Genomic DNA, 13,856 nt, shown 5'->3' with positions numbered 1-13,856 from the left:
CGGTATATGGATTTTCTGCGACTCTCCCACCGACAGACCTATCACTGCCGTTTCAAATCCCTTGCCTTTGCTCTTCTCCGTGCCGATGGAAGCATACCACTCGGCGCCTTTGTTGATAATCACCGGGACACTGGCCAGACTTTTCACGTTGTTGATATTGGTGGGTTTTCCCCACAAGCCTCTCTCGGCAGGAAACGGAGGCCGGGGACGAGGCATGCCCCGCTTGCCTTCGATCGAGGCCATCAGCGCGGTCTCTTCGCCGCACACAAATGCGCCGGCCCCTGCCTTTATATGGACCATGAAACTGAAGGTTGAGCCCAGAATATTCTCGCCCAGAAATCCGCGTTCCTCGGCCTGTCGAAGCGCAATATGCAAGCGCTTGATCGCCAGAGGATATTCAGCACGGCAATAGATGTGACCCTCGGTTGCCCCAATGGCATAGGCAGCAATGATCATCCCCTCGATGACCGTATGCGGGTCGCCCTCCATGGTGCTCCGATCCATAAAAGCGCCGGGGTCGCCTTCATCCGCATTGCAGATCACATATTTCTCTCTGCCTGCGGCTTTACGACAGAACTCCCATTTCTGGGCAGTCGAGAAACCGGCGCCTCCCCGACCTCTGAGCCCGGAACGTCTCACTTCTTCCAACACCTGTTCGGGAGACATTTCCAGAAGTGCCTTCTTCAGGGCTTGATACCCCTCGACGGCAATATAGTCATCGATGCTTTCCGGATTGATATGGCCGCAGTTTCGCAGGATGAGTCGCTTCTGTTTCTTATAGAAGTTTATCTCGCCATAAGTGGGTATAGCCTGATTGCTCACCGGATCGCGATAGAAAAGCCGCTCTACGGGTTTGCCTTCTTTAAGATGAGACCAGACGATCTCTGCCGAATCCTCTACCTTCACATGGGCGTAGAAAGTGCCTTCAGGTTCCACAATGACAATCGGGCCCTGCTGACAAAAACCGTGGCAGCCTGTGAAATCGACCTTGACGTTATCCAGACCAGCCTTTTTGACCTCTTCCTCCAGCGTCTCCCGTATCTGATCTGACTTGGATGATGTGCAGCCGGTGCCCTCGCACACTAGCACAGTGCGATGCCCATTGGGGGAATATCCATCTTTTTCTGTAAACATCGAACGCTCCTGTTCGTCTCCGAGACCATCTATCCAACCTTTACCGACTCAACAACCCCTTCCGACTCCTTGATCTGACTCATCAATTTGTGCGTAGCCTCCGGAGAAATCTGCCCGTGGACCTGGTCATTGACGGTGATGCACGGAGATAAGCTGCAACAGCCCAGACAGGCGACCCGCTCTACGGTGAAAAGCCCGTCTTTGCTGGTCTCGCCCTCTTTGGCACCGGTCACCTGTTCGATGGAGTGGGCTATCCTTTCCGCTCCTCCCAGATGACAGGCAGTGCCGTGACACACCTTAACATGATTTTTGCCCAGAGGCTGAAGCCGAAACTGGGAGTAGAAAGTAACAATGCCATACAACTCGCTCACAGGGACACCCGTGTTCTCCGCTATCCGCTGGATGGCCACCGGAGGAACATAACCATACGCCTCCTGAATTTCCTGGAGAATCGGGATCATCGCGCCTGGCTGCACATTATGCTTGTGAGCGATCGCATCGATGGCTGTAAGGCTGGGCGTTTCCCTTACCATTGTTTCGCTATTCATTTAGTCTCCTTATTGCCAAAAGCTCTGTCATGGCGAACAGCCGATCAGGGATAAGCGTTTACACCCCTCCGTGCATCAACGCTTTGAGGAGTTCCTTCTTTGAAGCCCGATGCCGCTCAAACATGGAGACGATCCTCATGATCTCCAGGTTCTTCACCCAGCCTTTGGCCCGGATCTTACTGGCAATCGCTTCCACTGTTACCGGCGCATCTACCATGATGACGATATCGTGCGCTCCGATGACCGGGTCAACGAAATCAATCCCCGGCATTTCTTCCAGTTCTCTTAATGCCTGCACAAAATCCCGTTGCTCCACATCATCATTGACGTCAACCAACAAATATGCCCTTAAACCCACTTGACACCTCCTTGTGTGAGAAGATTCCGGTTTAAGTAGACCATAATCACCACGAAGTTACATCAGGGCAATTATTACTGCATTCCGATGAGAAACTGGGTGCCGATGGTGATTCCATTCAGGGATTTCAATTACTCATGGTCATGGTTTTCACTGATGCCAAATAGCGCTTCGCCACATCAGTTCCATTGAAACCCATTGCCAAACCGCCTAAGATATGGATAGGTAGAGGATCAAGATGTCTTTGCGAGCAACGCGTGGCAATCCCTTTCGTCATGCGTTGTGAGATTGCTTCGCCACCACTGGTCCCTCGCAAAGACAGTAATAACTTAGCAGGGACTGGCAAACACGATGTAAAGGATTCTTCCTTCCGGGGGCCTGGTGGGGCCCCGTGGGGGCCACGTTGCAACGTGCCCTTACAATTCCCCCAACGAGTGGGAGCTAGGGGGTCGAGTCAGACTACGTCAGGACTGCGAGCCCTGATCGACATAGGGGGATCTTTGAAGATTTTGATAGCATCTCGCGGGGGTATTTATGGATAAGATCAGAATTCTGCTTGCTGAAGATCACAAAATGGTGCGCCAGGGTATCCGTCAATTCCTGGATCGGGAAGAAGACCTCGAGGTGATTGGCGAGGCAAGCGACGGTGAAGAGGCCCTAAAGTTGGCCAAAGCACTCAATCCTGATGTCATCATCATGGATATCAACATGCCCAAGCTCAATGGCATCGAAGCCACCCGAAAGATCAAACAGCTTCAGCCCTCCATCATCATCTTGATCCTCCCAGCCTACGACTATGAGGAATACATCTTCCCCATTCTGGAAGCAGGGGCCTCCGGTTATCTACTCAAAGACATGAGTGGGAATGAACTTGTCGAGGCCATTCGCACTGTGCGATCCGGGGAGTCGGTGCTGCATCCTGTGGTGGCCCGGAAGCTGGTAGAGCGCTTCAGGGACACAGGCGCTAATGAAAATCGACAGATGGCAGCTGATTCGATCAGCGACCGGGAGATTGAAGTGCTCCGAATGGCCGCCAGAGGAATGAGCAACAAGGAAATCAGCAAGCAGCTATCTCTCAGCGTTCACACCGTAGAGAGTCACTTTGGAAACATCTTCACCAAATTGGGTGTGTCTTCCCGGATTGAGGCAGTGATGGAAGGACTCAGAAGAAGATGGTTCACGCTGGCCGAGGTATCCCAACCCGATGCCCCCAACGGAGAATAGATGAGAACACCACCGAAGTGGCCCAAACAAGCCGGAACGCTGGCAAAGAACCCCCATTTCTGGGCCATCACACTCATGGTGGCGATCTGCACCGTTTTTCATTATCCCGATCAACTGGGCCTCTCCGATTCATCATCCGGCGACTACCTCTGGGGCCTGCAAAGGCATTCGGTAGACCGTATCTTCTACCTTGTGCCGATCATCTATGCGGGCTATATTTTCGGAGCCACAGCCGGGTTGGCCTTGACCGCCGTTAGCCTGTTTGCCATGCTGCCCCGAATTCTGTTCATCTCCACAACCCCCACCGATGCTGTTTTCGAGACTGGCGCTGTGGTCCTGGTGGGTATCCTGGCAAATTTCTGGTTCAGAGCACGAGCTAGACAAATGAAGGCAATGAGAGAACGGGAACAATCTACTGCCTCGATGTTCACCGCCCAGGAGAAGCTCCGCTCCCAGATTCGCAACACCATGAGATACCAGCAGAAGCTGACCACATTGAGTAAGCTCTCCAGCTTGCTCGCCCAGTCGCTGGAAATGGACCGGCTCCAGCGCATGGCGATCGACCTGGTTGTGGAAGTGATGGGAGTTGAGGTTGTCTTGCTTTTTATCCTCGAAGACAAAACCGGTGAGCTTGTAGTCATGGATTTTGAAGGCGTTTCACCGGAATTTGCCCGTCTGGTGGATCGAATAAAAGTGGGGGAAGGTTTTAATGGATGGGTGGCCCAGACCGGAGAGCCACTCTTGGTAGATGACGTATCCCAAGACCCTCGCTTAACCAGAGAGGTGGTCAAACGCGAGAATATTCAGGCTCAGCTGATTGTGCCCATGAAAGCCAGGGGAAAGATTGTGGGCACACTGTGTGTGGCTACGCACCAGCACAGGGAATTTGATTTTGAGGAAATCGAGTTGCTGACGGCTATCGCAAACGAAATCGGCATCGCCATTGATAACGCCCGCCTTTACCAGGAACAATTGACGATAGCCGAACAATTGCGCCAGAGTGAAACCAACTACAGAGAGCTGTTCGATAGCGCCCACGATGCCATCTGGGTTCATGACATGGAGGGCAACATCCAGATGGTCAACAAGGCTGGCGAAGTCCTCTTCAACTCCACTGCGGAAAAGCTATCGAAGATGAACATCAAGGATCTCCTCCCTACAGAAAGCCTGAAGAACGCGATGGAAGTGGGCTACAAATTGTTCCACGGTCAAACCGTGACTCAACCCTATGAGCAGCACTTCATCCAACGGGATGGCACAGAGACAACACTGATGTTGACCACCAATCTGCTATCCAGTGGAGACCATCCCAAAGGCTTTCAGAATATCGCCCGGGACATCACCGAGGAAAAACGGATGCAGGAAAACCTGCGTTTCTATGTTCAGCAGATCACCCGAGCTCAAGAGGAGGAGCGGCTGCGCATCGCCCACGAACTCCATGACAGCACCGCCCAATCCCTCATCGCGCTGCTTCATCAACTGGAAAACCTCCTACATGACAAATCTGAGCTGCCTCTGGGTGAAGCCAGGGAAATGTGGGCTTTCCACGAACAGATCAAGGACGTATTGCAGGAAGTGCGCCATATCACCCGCGGTCTGCGCCCCTCAATTCTGGACGACCTGGGATTGATCCCGGCGCTCCACTGGCTCACCCGGCAACTCCAGACGGAGCAAAGGGTGGAAACCAGCCTGCAAATACACGGCGCTGAGCGAAGGTTCTCTCAGGAAGCAGAGCTGATCCTTTTCCGCATTGTTCAGGAAGGACTGAGGAATATCGGCAGGCACGCTCACGCCTCAAAGGCTGAAGTTTCCATTACCTTCGGCGATGGAAAAACCACCGTCGTCATCACCGATAATGGCATCGGGTTCAACCTTCCTGCTGAGGTGAGCGACCTCTCCCGGATCGGAAAGCTCGGCCTGACCGGAATGCAAGAAAGAGTGCGATTGCTCGATGGCCGCCTGGAGGCTAAGTCCGAGGAGGGCAAGGGAACCATCATCACCATTAAGGCTCCGATATAGGTTTTCCGGCGATCCCCGCCCGAGATTGATATTGCTGGCAACACCCACCCTCCTAGATTCCCGCCTTCGCGGGAATGACGTTTTCCTTGCTTCATGCTTCGACTGGGCTCAACACTAACGGTTTTTCCGAGTCATTCCGGGCTTGACCCGGAATCCACAGTCAGTTACCCAGCCGTTGCTGGTGTCCCCACGGCATGCTATAATGCCGCTTGGGGAACGCATCACAACAGATGGCAGTCCCCTGTAATTATGAGCACAAAAGCGCTGGCTGGAATCAGGGTACTCGAATATGCCGATCTTGTATCTGGGCCGTACTGCAGCAAGCTATTGGCCGATTTGGGAGCCGAGGTCATCAAGATCGAAGAGCCCGCAATCGGCGACCCTTCCCGAAGAAGAGGCCCTTTCCTCCATGACCAATCCGAGCTCAGCCTTACCTTCCTGTATCTCAACACGAACAAAAAGGGAATCACCCTGAACCTGAAATCGGCGGAGGACAGAGAGACGCTTGCTAAACTGATCCAGACTGCCGATCTGCTGATCCACGACAAATCCGCCCGTACCGCAAAAGAACTGGGGCTCGACTTCGAAGCCCTTCGGAAGCTGAATCCGCGCCTCGTGGTTACGGCAGTGACCCCCTTCGGTCAGTCAGGGCCTTACGCCGAGTATAAGGCTTATCCGCTGAATACCGCTCACTGTAGCCTTTTTGGCTATCTCATGCCCTACGGATCGCCCTTCCCGGAAAGGGAGCCATTGAAATATGGCAGCCTGATCGGCGAATTCAGCTGTGGACTGAGCGCGTCCGTCGGTACTCTCGCCGCCATTTACGATCAGAAACAGACGGGGCTGGGCCAGTTTGTGGATCTCTCAAAGCAGGAAGCCATGCTTGATCTGGCCCGGGTCTGGGCATCGCACTATGCCAACACCGGAATGATTACTACCCGAACCGATCGCATCAACGGCACCAGCGTACTCGTACCGTGCAAGGATGGCCACGTAGTGCTTTCAGCTCACGAGGATCATCACTGGAAAGGCCTCCTTCATATCATGGGCAACCCGAAGTGGGCTCAGGACAAGGCCTTCGACAGTCTCATTGAGCGATCCAAACGCTTTTATACCGAGATACTGCCTCGCATCTGTGAGTGGGCCAAAGATCAGGCCAAAGACGACTTCTATCACAACGGGCAGGAGGCCAATTGCCCGGTCGCTTCCGTGATGTCCGCCAAAGACATCGCCGAATCCGGCCAATACAACGCGCGAGGATTCTTCGTCGAAATCGATCATCCTTCCGGTTCGAAGATCAAATATCCCGGAGCCTCCTCCATATTCTCTGAGACGCCCTTCAAAATCGAACGCTCCGCCCCTTCGCTCGGGGAGCACAATAAGTCGATCGGTAGCATGATTCGGAACAGCAAAAAACTTGATGCGTCATGCGATCCGATCGAGACCGGAAAGAGGCTTCGACCGCTCGAAGGGATACGGGTAGCCGATTTCACCTGGGCATGGGCCGGCCCTCACGCCGTTGGGCTTCTGGCCAGACTGGGAGCCGAAGTCATCAAGGTTGAAAGCAGAACGCGGATCGATCATTCCAGGGTCCTTTCCCTGACCACCGGAGATATCTATAGCGGAATAGACAATTCGCCGGTCTTCAGCGATTTGAACGTCAATAAGATCGGCATAACCCTCAACCTGGGACATCCCAAGGGAGCCCAACTCGCCAGGGAAATCGCCAGAATCAGCGATGTGGCGGTCCAGAATATGCGCCCCGGCGTCATCGACAGGCTGGGCCTGGGATACGAGGTTCTCCATAAAATCAATCCGAGACTGGTCATGCTCTCGATCTCCGCACTGGGAATGACCGGCCCCGCGAAGAAATACATCGGATACGCCCCCTCTTTCGGCGCGTTGGGCGGGTCATCATACATAACGGGATATCCCGATCATGAACCTCTTCTCTCGCTGGGGGAATCTGACCTCCTTGCCGGAACCACCGGAGCTTTTGCCATAATCGCGGCGCTCATTCACCGGCAAAAAACCGGAGAGGGTCAGCATATCGATCTCTCCTGCTCCGAGGCCATCAGCGTGCTCCTCGGTAATGTGCTCATGGACTACACTATGAACGGCCGGGTACAATTCCGCCAGGGGAATGAGGATGAATGCATGGCGCCCCACAACGGGTATCGTTGCAAAGGCGAAGATAAGTGGATCAGCATCGCCATCGGCACCGAAGAAGAATGGCAGGCGTTCTGCCAAATCATCGGGCACCCGGAATGGATTCTCGATCAACGGTTCGCCAATGCCCAAGCGCGCCGACAGAATCATCTGGAGCTGGATAAGATGGTAGCCGGCTGGACGGTTAAACAAAACGCCTACGAAGCAATGGAGATGCTTCAGAAAGCCGGAGTGGCAGCGATCCCCATTTGGAACGGTAAAGAGCTCTATGAAGACTCGCATCTCCGCGAGCGCGATTTCTTTATTGAGGTACCTCATCCGGGATTGGGGAAGCACACGGTTATTGCCCCACCCTGGAAGCTATCAAGGACCCCGGCCCGGGTCACCCGCCACGGCCCGCTTCTGGGAGAGCATAACCAGTATGTGTTCGGGGAACTCCTGGGGCTGAGCAATTCCGAAATCGAGAATCTGGCAGCGGAAAAGGCCATCTATTAGGAAGATGATCTGATCAGGGCATGATCAACCCCCTGCCCCCACTCTTGGGGAGGAGGGAGAATTTGGGGGACACCCCCAAACCCCCGGCAGGAAGTATCCTGCACCACTCCCATCTCAAGCCTCACGGGATCCCGACTTTCCCCATCAAAAGGATCTTCTGCACTCATTGTGATACGCCTCCGGCCATCCTGCCGGCCATCCCCTCGATGACTCCATCTGGAAACAATATTCAAGCTCTGATAACAAATTTACCGCGTAATGCGATATCTTGACACCTACTGTTACGCTGTGCCAAAATAACGTTAACTATTTAGGCAACGAGGGCATGCCCGCCTGTAAGGAATGAACTGCTGCATCCGGCAATCCCATGCACTCGAGCCTTTGAAGAGGAGGAAAGCATGAAACCAGCCTACCGTGTCATCGTCTGGGGTCCGGGAACAGTAGGGAATGCCCTGCTTCGGGAGATCACCAAAAAGCCAGAACTGAAACTGGTTGGGGTCCTGGCCTACAACCCGGAGAAGAACGGCAAGGATGTGGGGGAGTATCTGGGCATGGCACCCACCGGCGTCAAAATCACCACCGATAAGGAGAAGATCATCGGGACTGCTGCCGATGTGGTCCTCTTCACTCCCAACATGAGCACCCAGGTAGAGATCGATTCCGAGGCTACCAATATTGTCTGTCGGCTGCTGGAATCCGGCAGGAATGTGATCACCTCCATCGGATGGTGGTATCCACCATATACCTCGCAGGCTCTGGCGGATAAGTTCCAAAAGGCCTGTGAAAAAGGCGGCACCTGCCTGCACTCCACGGGAGTGAACCCGGGGTGGTTGTACGAGCGCATCATCGCCACCCTCACCGGCGCTTCCACCAGCATCTCCTATATCAAGGTTCAGGAATTGTCCGATACCAGCCAGACCCAGAGTGCCGACATGTGTTGGGGTCTGGGCTACGGACAGGAGCTCTCGGAGAAGCCGTGGATCGAAAATGTCGGCGATCGGGGGTACAGCGAAACCCTGGCGTTGACTTGCCACATTCTGGGTGTCAAGCTGGATCGTATCGAATCGGAAAAGATATATAAAGCCGCCCGCGAGGATATCAAGATGGCCCCTATGACTATACGCAAGGGCACTCGATCAGGTGTTAATTTGTTCTACCATGCCATTGTGGAAGGCAGAAAGTTCATCACCCTTGAGGAAATCTGGTATAACGATCCGCGAGACCTGCCGGAAGGGCTAGCCCCTGGCGACTCCTACTCCGTCACTATCGAGGCTGAACCGGTTTCCGTCAAGGCCAGGTTTGAGCTTCTGGCATCTGCCGAAAAGAATCTCCATTTCCGTCCCGGCGACCGCACATCGCCTGCCTACTATGCCACCGCGGTGCCAATGATTCAGACCATTCCTATTGTCTGTGGGGCCAAACCGGGGATCATATATGCCAACAACTTTGCCAACTACTGTCCGGACCTGCGTGAATTCAAGAGCCCGCTGATCGTCAAGAAACGCTGATCCGGCGAAGACCCGGGGCTTTGCGCTTCAGCCGTTGCAGGCGTCATCACATGTGAAAAGGAGGAAAAATGGGTAATTTCAAGTATTTGTTCAGTCCAACCAAGATCGGAGCCTTGGAGGTCCCGAATCGGATATTCATGTCTCCCCACCATATCTTCACCCTTCCTCCTGGATCGGACGCGCAGATCGGCTACTTTGAGGCGCGGGCCAAAGGCGGTGTGGGCACGCTTGCGATTGCGAACTGCCCCGTGGTACCGACCGGCCTGTTTAAAGGGTTTTCTTTCGAGCTCTTTGACCGAAATTGCATCCCCGGCCTCTCCAAGCTCATTGCAGCCATCCATAAGTGGGGAGCGAAAGCTATAGTCCAGGGGACGTGGTTCACGGGCGCTCCCGGACAGGCACAGCCTTCCGGTTTAGTCCCACAGTCTCTCTGGACCGAAAACCAGGGCCGCACGATGACAATCGACGAAATTCGGCAGGTCATCAAGTGGCACGCTATTGGGGCGGAAACGGCCAGGGAAGCCGGTGCCGATGGTATCGATTTCCCCATGGGTGGCGGCGCAGGACTGCAGTGTTTCTCCTCTCCCTTGTACAACAAACGCACAGATGAATATGGCGGCAGCATGGAAAACCGGCTGAGGGCCGTCTTTGAAATCATCGATGGGGTTCGGGAGCGCTGCGGACGGGATTTCGCCATCGGTTTCCAGACGAACGTCGATGAGTCGATTTATGGGGGAATTACGCTGGAGGAAGGCGTCGAGATGTGCAAGATGCTGGCGGATACTGGAAAGGTCGACTACTTCCGAGTTGGCGCTCGCGGCCAAAAACCGCAAACGACATATTTCCACTATCCTTCATCGTACATGCCTCAAGGCACCAACCTCTATGCTGCGGCGGCTGTGCGTGAAGCGATTGACAATGTCACCATCATCAGCGGTGGACGCATCACCACTGCGGAGTTCGCGGAACAAGCCCTGGCTGAAGGCCAATGCGATATGATCGTAATGGCTCGCTCGCTCATCGCCGATCCCGAATGGGCTAACAAGTCTAAGCGGGGCGATACTGAAGAGATACGTGCCTGTATCGGCGACGTTGAGGGCTGCTTCCTGCGTAGCCGCTTTTTCCAGCCCATCGGCTGCACCGTCAATCCAGAGGTTGGACAAGAACACAAACCCACGCCCACACCAGCAGATAAGAAAAAGAAAGTCGTCATCGCAGGCGGCGGTGTGGCAGGCATGGAAGCCGCCATGGTCGCTTCTCAGCGTGGCCACAACGTCATTCTGCTCGAGCAAGCTGAGCAACTCGGCGGTCATGTGCGACTGGAGGCGCAGCTGCCTGGTTTGGGCGACCGCAGCGACGTCGTCCGTTGGCTCTCGCTTCAACTCAAGAAGCGGAATGTGGATATTCGGCTGAATACCGAAGCTACGCCCGAGAATATTGCTGCACTTCATCCAGACGCAGTCATCGTCGCGACAGTCGCCACCTATTCTCGCCTCGGTATAACTCCGAAGCAGATGTATGCCATACCCGGTGCGGATGCAGAGTATGTGCTCACACCAGAAGATGTGGTGCTGAGCAAGAAACCTGTCGGCCAGCGTGTGGTGATTTACGACACAACAGCCTATGTTGTTGGCCCCGGTATTGCTGAGATGCTGGCAGACCAGGGCAAGGATGTGACCGTTGTCAGCATCGACCCGAAGATGGGGCGATCGGTATCCGACCTTGGCATCGACGTTGTCATTGGCATGCGCGTGCTGCCCAAGGCAACATTCATTCCAAATACAGCTTTCTCCAGCATCGACGATCACACAGTTCATCTGATGAATCAACTGACCTTCCAGCCAAGTGCGATTGAGAATGTCGATACCGTGATTCTTGTGACATCCAAGCCGCCCGTAGAGGCCCTTTACCACTCTCTGCTAGGGAAGGTTCCCGAACTCCACATAATCGGCGACGCCAGAGAATCCCGCGCCAATATCTTTGGCATCGACGACGCCATCAAGGACGGCAAACGGGTAGGCTTGTTACTCTAGGTTTCAGTTCGGTCAGGGGGCAAGCTCTCAACGTGGAGGCGATACTCGGGGTCGCTTCCGAGCGTGCTGTGCTGATGGTTTTATGATTTCATCACATCACAAGAAAGGTGGTAGGTGTGCATGGATAACGAGATCTGGGTTTGGGCTGAGCATGAACAAGGTGAGATCCGGGAATCCAGTCTGGAGATGCTTGGGGAGGCTCGCCGGTTGGCCAGTCGTCTCAAAGGGAAGGTATGTGCTTTTCTTCTTGGGGAAAACGTCTCCAGGTTTACAGACAAGCTCGTGGCTTATGGATCTGACGTCGTCTATCTGTTTGAGGACCGGCGTCTAAACGAATTCAGCGCCGATCTGTACACGCATGCATTTTCGAAACTGAAAATTGAGCATTCTCCCATGCTCGTCCTCATCGCGGCAACGCCAAATGGTGCCAGCTTGGCTCCACGACTTGCGGCCCGGTTGAAGAGCGGATTCGCGGCTAACACCGTCACCATAGCCGTTCAGCAGGATAACAGCCTGAGGATCAATCGTTCGACCTGTCTGGGCAAGGCGCATGGTGTTTTTACGTTCGCTCCCAACTCCACCACGGTAGTAACCATGAAGCCCGGCAGTGTGGGTTTAGACCGAGCTGTTAATACTCGAAAAGGCGATATCGTCGCCATGCAGTTGGGAGACATGCCTATGCCCCGCACAGAGGTGAAGGGGTTTGTGAAGGCCGATCCCAAGGTGGTCGCGCTCGACGAAGCCGAGCGAATAGTCGCGGCTGGCTACGGATTCCACCAGAAGCAGAACCTCGATCTCATCTGGAATCTCTCTGATGTCATGGGCGCAGCTGTGGGTGGGTCTAAGCCCACGGTAGACAATGGCTGGTTGCCGCGAAACCGGCTTGTGGGAGAAAGCAGTGGGAGACGGCTGTCCCCGCGCCTGTTTATGGCGATCGGCGTCTCGGGCACGAGTTACTTCATTGGAGGAATGAAAGACTCGCGATTGATCATTGCCATCAACTCGGACAAAGGGGCCCCGATCATGAAGCTCGCCGACCTGGCAGCAGTTGGGGATCTTCGAGAAGTATTGCCTGTATTGATCGAACAAATCAGAAAACGACAAGCAGTAGAGGCGCAAAATGCCGGAAACGTTTGATGTGATAGTGGTCGGAGCGGGTCCGGCTGGAGCCTCGGCCGCTTTGACCGCTGCTACCGCGGGCTTGAAGGTCCTTATGATCGAACGCGGAGAGTTCGCGGGCGCCAAAAACATGACGGGAGGCATGCTGTTTGCGCAGGTGTTGCAGGAGCTTGTCCCCGAATTCTGGAAAGAAGCCCCACTCCAACGCCCGGTACAGTACCAAAGGATCATGATGACCTCCGGCGAGAGATCTCTGGAGATCGATTTCGGCAACAGTGGATTTCTCAAACCTCCTTTCAATGGATTCACTGTGCTGCGCCGGGAGTTTGATGAATGGCTGGTAAACAAGGCACGTGATGCCGGAGCAATCCTTGTGACCAGCACGGTTGTAGATGATCTTCTTTATGACGGTGACAAAGTGACAGGTGTCAAGACCCAGCGAGCCGATGGAGATGTTAGAGCCAACATTGTTATTCTCGCTGATGGAGTGAACTCGCTGCTGGCACAGAAGGCCGAACTCCGCAGAGAGCTTGGCCACAATGATATCGGTCTAGGGGTTAAGGAATTGCTTGCCTTGCCGGCAAAGACCATCAACGAGCGCTTCGGGCTTATCGGCAACGCCGGCGCATCATATACAGTAATCGGTGATTTTGCCCGCGGCATCCCGGGCGGCGGATTCATCTACACCAACAAAGAGAGCGTATCTATCGGCGTCGTAGTGCAGCCCCAGGCGCTGGTGAACCAGCGTATCACAGCTGACGAGGTACTGGAACGCTTCAAAGCCAGGCAGGGAATCGCGCGCCTCATCGAGGGCGGCCGACTGATGGAGTACTCCGGGCACCTCATCCCTGAAGGCGGCCTGGCAGGGATGCCAAAGCTATTCAAGAGCGGCCTTCTGGTCGCGGGAGATGCCGGAGGCTTTTGTGTAAACACCGGTCTTGTTCTGATGGGGATGAACCTTGCAATAGCCTCAGGGAAAAGCGCAGGCGAGACAGCAATCCATGCCTGTCAAAAGGGAGATTTCTCAGCTTCCACGCTTCGCCACTATCTGACGCTTCTGAACCGGGGAGCAGCTCTTTCCTCCATGAAGACTCATCGGCTGGCTCCGGCATTCATGAGTTCACCCCGTCTCTTCGATCAGTACCCCGATATGCTGAATAACTTCATGGAACGCCTGGTAACTATTGACCCCGAACCACACAAGAGCGCACTGAGCATAGCCCGCGAGGAACTGGGCAAAGTCAAGAAA

At 54.5% G+C, this 13,856-nt stretch carries 10 protein-coding genes; 7 read left to right on the top strand and 3 right to left on the bottom strand.

Features of this window, described 5'->3' with window-relative positions; translation table 11 throughout:
- The 3 genes from PHV74_10470 to PHV74_10460 form a co-directional block, all read right to left on the bottom strand.
- Positions 1-1,134: NAD(P)H-dependent oxidoreductase subunit E (locus PHV74_10470; GenBank protein ID MDD5094785.1), on the bottom strand; the 1,134-nt coding region annotated here is incomplete at its 3' end.
- Between the two features lie 29 nt (positions 1,135-1,163).
- A complete protein-coding gene (nuoE, locus tag PHV74_10465; GenBank protein ID MDD5094784.1) occupies positions 1,164-1,682 on the bottom strand; it encodes an NADH-quinone oxidoreductase subunit NuoE in 519 nt (172 codons plus the stop codon).
- 58 nt (positions 1,683-1,740) lie between these two features.
- The gene (locus tag PHV74_10460; GenBank protein ID MDD5094783.1) at positions 1,741-2,040 is read right to left on the bottom strand and encodes a hypothetical protein; all 300 of its coding nucleotides are present in this window, start codon (positions 2,038-2,040) and stop codon (positions 1,741-1,743) included.
- A 534-nt stretch (positions 2,041-2,574) separates the two neighbouring features.
- On the opposite strand from PHV74_10460, the gene PHV74_10455 reads away from it, so the two are divergent.
- The 7 genes from PHV74_10455 to PHV74_10425 form a co-directional block, all read left to right on the top strand.
- Positions 2,575-3,264 carry a response regulator transcription factor gene (locus PHV74_10455; protein MDD5094782.1) on the top strand — a complete coding sequence of 230 codons (690 nt, stop codon included), beginning with the start codon at positions 2,575-2,577 and terminating at the stop codon, positions 3,262-3,264.
- Complete coding sequence (locus PHV74_10450; GenBank protein MDD5094781.1) at positions 3,265-5,283, top strand: GAF domain-containing protein; 2,019 nt, start codon at positions 3,265-3,267, stop codon at positions 5,281-5,283.
- 249 nt (positions 5,284-5,532) lie between these two features.
- Positions 5,533-7,947, top strand: a complete 2,415-nt coding sequence (locus PHV74_10445) for a CoA transferase (protein ID MDD5094780.1) — start codon at positions 5,533-5,535, stop codon at positions 7,945-7,947.
- 398 nt (positions 7,948-8,345) lie between these two features.
- On the top strand, positions 8,346-9,455 hold the full coding sequence (locus PHV74_10440) for a hypothetical protein (protein MDD5094779.1): 1,110 nt from the start codon (positions 8,346-8,348) through the stop codon (positions 9,453-9,455).
- A 68-nt stretch (positions 9,456-9,523) separates the two neighbouring features.
- Complete coding sequence (locus tag PHV74_10435) at positions 9,524-11,488, top strand: FAD-dependent oxidoreductase (GenBank protein ID MDD5094778.1); 1,965 nt, start codon at positions 9,524-9,526, stop codon at positions 11,486-11,488.
- Positions 11,489-11,608: 120 nt separating this feature from the next.
- Positions 11,609-12,625, top strand: a complete 1,017-nt coding sequence (locus PHV74_10430; protein MDD5094777.1) for an electron transfer flavoprotein subunit alpha/FixB family protein — start codon at positions 11,609-11,611, stop codon at positions 12,623-12,625.
- Positions 12,609-13,856: FAD-dependent oxidoreductase (locus PHV74_10425; GenBank protein ID MDD5094776.1), on the top strand; the 1,248-nt coding region annotated here is incomplete at its 3' end. The genes PHV74_10430 and PHV74_10425, both read left to right, overlap by 17 nt.

The organism is Dehalococcoidia bacterium (assembly GCA_028711995.1).
Taxonomy (GTDB): Bacteria; Chloroflexota; Dehalococcoidia; order SZUA-161; family SpSt-899; genus JAQTRE01.
The sequence above is the reverse complement of the archived record's forward strand: the minus strand, read 5'-3'. Positions and strand labels throughout refer to the sequence as shown.

Coding starts and splice junctions, on each gene's coding strand:
- PHV74_10445 (MDD5094780.1), top strand. CDS start 5,533: ATGAGCACAAAAGCGCTGGCTGGAATCAGGGTACTCGAATATGCCGAT.
- nuoE (MDD5094784.1), bottom strand. CDS start 1,682: ATGAATAGCGAAACAATGGTAAGGGAAACGCCCAGCCTTACAGCCATC.
- PHV74_10455 (MDD5094782.1), top strand. CDS start 2,575: ATGGATAAGATCAGAATTCTGCTTGCTGAAGATCACAAAATGGTGCGC.
- PHV74_10440 (MDD5094779.1), top strand. CDS start 8,346: ATGAAACCAGCCTACCGTGTCATCGTCTGGGGTCCGGGAACAGTAGGG.
- PHV74_10450 (MDD5094781.1), top strand. CDS start 3,265: ATGAGAACACCACCGAAGTGGCCCAAACAAGCCGGAACGCTGGCAAAG.
- PHV74_10435 (MDD5094778.1), top strand. CDS start 9,524: ATGGGTAATTTCAAGTATTTGTTCAGTCCAACCAAGATCGGAGCCTTG.
- PHV74_10430 (MDD5094777.1), top strand. CDS start 11,609: ATGGATAACGAGATCTGGGTTTGGGCTGAGCATGAACAAGGTGAGATC.